A 278-nucleotide genomic window follows, 5' to 3' on the forward strand; every position below is an offset into this window, starting at 1 on the left:
GGGCCGTCGCGGGAGCCGGGGCGGAGGCGGGCGCCGGGGCGGCGGGAGCCGGGCCCCGGTCCGCCGCGGTGGCCCGCTCGACGTCGGCGCGCAGGATGAGCCCGTCGGGGCCGGAGCCGGTCAGCTCACGCAGGTCGATGCCGTGGTCCCGGGCCAGCTTGCGCACGAGCGGCGAGATGACGGGGACGGGGCCCGAGGGACGGGCCACGCCCGACGCACGGGCCGGCTCGGGGGAGCGGTGGGCCGGGGACGGCGCCGGTGCGGTCGGGGACGGTGCG

1 protein-coding gene is annotated in these 278 nt (G+C 82.7%); it reads right to left on the reverse strand.

Annotation, left to right across the window (positions count from 1 at the left end; translation table 11 throughout):
- On the reverse strand, positions 1-278 hold a 278-nt coding region (locus GTW43_RS04865; RefSeq protein ID WP_202501051.1), incomplete at both ends, for an E3 binding domain-containing protein.

Source organism: Streptomyces sp. SID5785, from assembly GCF_009870065.1.
Lineage (GTDB): Bacteria > Actinomycetota > Actinomycetes > Streptomycetales > Streptomycetaceae > Streptomyces.